General features: G+C 68.5%; 4 protein-coding genes. 1 reads left to right on the top strand and 3 read right to left on the bottom strand.

Going from position 1 to position 3,318, the window contains the following annotated elements; genetic code table 11:
• The 3 genes from IV113_RS16715 to IV113_RS16725 all read right to left on the bottom strand — a co-directional run.
• Positions 1 to 719: crotonase/enoyl-CoA hydratase family protein (locus IV113_RS16715; protein ID WP_291087177.1), on the bottom strand; the 719-nt coding region annotated here is incomplete at its 3' end.
• Positions 716 to 1,090 (bottom strand): hypothetical protein, encoded by a 375-nt coding sequence (locus IV113_RS16720; protein WP_291087179.1) that lies wholly within the window; start codon positions 1,088 to 1,090, stop codon positions 716 to 718. The genes IV113_RS16715 and IV113_RS16720, both read right to left, overlap by 4 nt.
• The gene (locus tag IV113_RS16725) at positions 1,087 to 2,484 is read right to left on the bottom strand and encodes an acyclic terpene utilization AtuA family protein (protein ID WP_291087181.1); all 1,398 of its coding nucleotides are present in this window, start codon (positions 2,482 to 2,484) and stop codon (positions 1,087 to 1,089) included. Before IV113_RS16725 ends, IV113_RS16720 begins: the two co-directional genes overlap by 4 nt.
• Positions 2,485 to 2,651: 167 nt before the next feature.
• Here IV113_RS16725 and IV113_RS16730 point away from each other — a divergent pair.
• Positions 2,652 to 3,318 (top strand): branched-chain amino acid ABC transporter permease (locus IV113_RS16730; RefSeq protein ID WP_291087183.1); only part of this gene is annotated, 667 nt, incomplete at its 3' end.

The following is a 3,318-nucleotide window of genomic DNA, read 5'->3' on the forward strand; positions in this document are numbered from 1 at the left end:
TTGCCGCGTTGCCACTCCTGCAACAGCGCCTGGCCCAACGGCAAGTCCCACTGGGTCAGCGCGCTCTCGCGGTCGGCGCGCATGGTGGCCTGCGGAAACGCCGCGAGCTGGCGCGCCAGGGCGATGGCAGCTTCGCGCACCTGGCCGGTGGGCACCACGCGGTTGGTCAGGCCCATCTGCAGTGCTTCAGCCGCTTCCACCTGGCGGCCGGTGAGGATCAGGTCCATCGCGTGGCCCATGCCGATCAGGCGCGGCAGGCGCACGGTGCCGCCATCGATCAGCGGCACGCCGAAGCGGCGGCAGTACACACCGAAGTAGGCGTCTTCCTCCATAACGCGCATGTCGCACCACAAGGCCAGCTCCATGCCGCCGGCCACGGCCGCGCCACTCACGGCGGCGATCACGGGCTTGGCGAGTTGCAGGCGCGACGGGCCCATGGGGCCGAGGGCGCGCGGGTCCTGGGCGTCGAAGTCGAGGTCCAGGCCGCCGATCTGGCCCGACGCCGCCAGCCGCGCGCCGTACTGCAGGTCCCAGCCGGCGCAGAAGTGGCCGTGCGCGCCGTGGAACACCGCCACGCGCGCCTCGGCGTCATCCTCGAAGGCCAGGAAGGCCGCGTGCAGGGCGTGTGCTGTGGGGCTGTCCACTGCGTTGCGAACATCGGGGCGGTCCAGCGTGACGACCCAGACCTCGCCCAGCTTGTCGGTGGTGACGGCGCTCATGGCCACACCCCCACGCGCGGCGTGTTCAAGGCTTCCTCCAGCTCCGCCTGCGTCACCTCGATCTCCAGCCGCAACAGCGCCCCCGCCATGGCCTTGCCCAGGTTGTCCAGCCGCAGGTTGCGCGCGCCGCCGCCCTGCAGTGCACCGCGCAACACAAACTTGAGCGCCAGGATGTTGGGCAGGGGCCAGGCGTCCACCTCACCCGGCAGCCAGGGCGCGAAGTGGGCCTGCACGCGCTCGGCTGTGACCTCGCGCGCAAGGAGGGCGTAACCCGCCGCGTTCCACGCGAACAGGCCGAAGTCCACCCAGTCGGCCTTGTCACCGCTGCGCGCGTGGGCGATGCGCACCAGAGGGATTCGAACGTGGCTCATGTGACCTCCCCAAGCAGTTCGACGGTGACACCCGCCTCCACCGCCGCCCGCGGGATCAGCGTGGGCCAGATGCCCAGCAGTTCGCTGGTGTTGTGCAGGCCCGTGAAACCGCAGGTGTAGGCCGGGCCGCTCAGACCGATCCAGGGAAAGAGCCGACCGAAGCCGTCGGCGGCGGCCTTGTCCTGCGTGCGCAGCACCAGCCGCGTCCAGATTTCGTTGCTCTGGTTGAGCGCATCCGCCTTGGGCAGTGGCGCAAGCGCGCCGTGCGCGGAGTTCAGGCCGGGGTACTCCACATACAGCTCGTCATGCGCAATGCGCTTGTCCTTGAGCAGTGTGCGGATGGTGGCCTGCGCGGCCTGCGCCTTGTCCCAGGCGTCGGGCCAGGAAAAGCCCCAGGTGACCTCGGCCTTGTAGCCGTCGCGAAAGCCGGCCACCACCTTGAGCGTGTCGGTGGGCGCGGTGCCGCGCGCACCGGTCAGGCGCACACGGTCATGGCCTTCGTCGTGCAGGGTGATGTGGCCCATGTCGAGCACCACGTCGGGCGAAAAATAGGCGTGCGGGTTGTGCACCTCGTACAGCAGTTGCTGACGCACGGTGTCGAAGTTGATGCGCCCCCCGGTCTCGGGTGCCTTGGTGATGAGCGCGGTGCCGTCTTCATGCACCTCGGCAATGGGGTAGCCGATGTGCGCGGGATCGGGAATGGCCTGCCACGCGCCCTGGCTGCCGAAGTTACCGCCGCTGCCCTGCCCCGAACACTCCAGCAGGTGGCCCACGGTGAGGCCCTGCGCCAGGCGGTTGAGGTCCTGCTCGCTGCTGGCACCTGTCAGCGTCCAGCCCAGGCTGTGCACCAACGGCCCGAGGAAGAGCGCGGCGTCGGCCACGCGCCCGGTGATCACGATGTCGGCGCCCGCGTCCAGCGCGTCCACGATGGGCTTCGCGCCCACGTAGGCGTTGGCGAACACCAGCCGCTCACGCACGCCGGCCACCGGCTCGCGGGTGAAAAGGTGGTCAAAGCCGGATGCGGTGGCGTCCTGCAGGCGCGGCAACACGTCGTCACCAGTGACCACCGCCACACGCGCCTGCCAGCCTTTGGCCTTGAACGCGGCGAGCACCGCCTGTGCCGCGCCGCGTGGGTTCAGCCCACCGGCATTGCACACGAAGCGCACACCACGCTCGCGCATCAGCGGCCACAGCTTCATGAGCATGGGCACCACGTCGCGCGCGTAGCCCAGCGCCGGATCGCGCTGCCGGTCTTTCTGCAGGATGGCCAGCGTGAGTTCGGCCAGGTGGTCGCTGGCGATGAACTGCACGCCGCCGCGTTCGATGCTCGCGGCCACGGGTTCCCAGTTGTCGCCGTAAAAGCCGAGGCCGGCGCCGATGCGTATGGACTTCATGTGCTCGATCTTCATGGCGCATGAGCGACATGGGATGGGGGTCAACCCCTAGCGTCAGTCCCGGGCAAGACAGCTATAAATTGCCCACACCGTCTGGGGAGCCTGCCACAAAGTTTGCAGCAACACACTCCCCCATCGGCGGCGCCAGAACACAACAGGAGACATGCGTGCAACTGCTGCAACTGCTCATCAGCGGTGCGGCTCAGGGCTGTATCTACGGACTCATTGCCCTGGGTTTCGTGCTGATCTACAAGGCCACCGAGACCGTGAGCTTTGCCCAGGGCGATTTGATGATGGTGGGCGCTTTCGCGGCGCTGGCCGCCATGACCGTGCTGGGCCTGCCCTTCTGGCTCGCGGTGCCGGCCGCCATCATCGCCATGGGCCTCTTCGGCGTGTTGCTCGAGCGCGCGGTGGTGCGCCCCATCCTGGGGCAACCGGCCTTCTCCATCGTGATGCTCACCATCGGTGTGGGCTACGTGCTGCGCGGTCTGATCACCATGATCCCCAACATCGGCACCGACACCCACACACTGCCCGTGCCCTACGCCGGTGAGGTGCTGCGCATGGGCACGCTGGTGGTCTCGGCCGAGCAGATCGTGGTGATCGGCGTCACCGGCGTACTGTGCCTGGGCCTGTTTGCGATGTTCCGCTACAGCAAGCTCGGCATCGCCATGCAGGCCTCGTCGCAAAACCAGCTCGCGGCCTACTACATGGGCATTCCGGTGAAGCGGCTCAACGGTCTGGTGTGGGGGCTGGCGGCGGGGGTGGCGGCCATCGCCGGCCTGCTGCTCGCGCCCATCACCTTCGTGCACGCCAACATGGGCTTCATCGGCC

Source organism: Hydrogenophaga sp., from assembly GCF_018780385.1.
In the GTDB taxonomy this organism is placed as follows: domain Bacteria; phylum Pseudomonadota; class Gammaproteobacteria; order Burkholderiales; family Burkholderiaceae_C; genus Hydrogenophaga.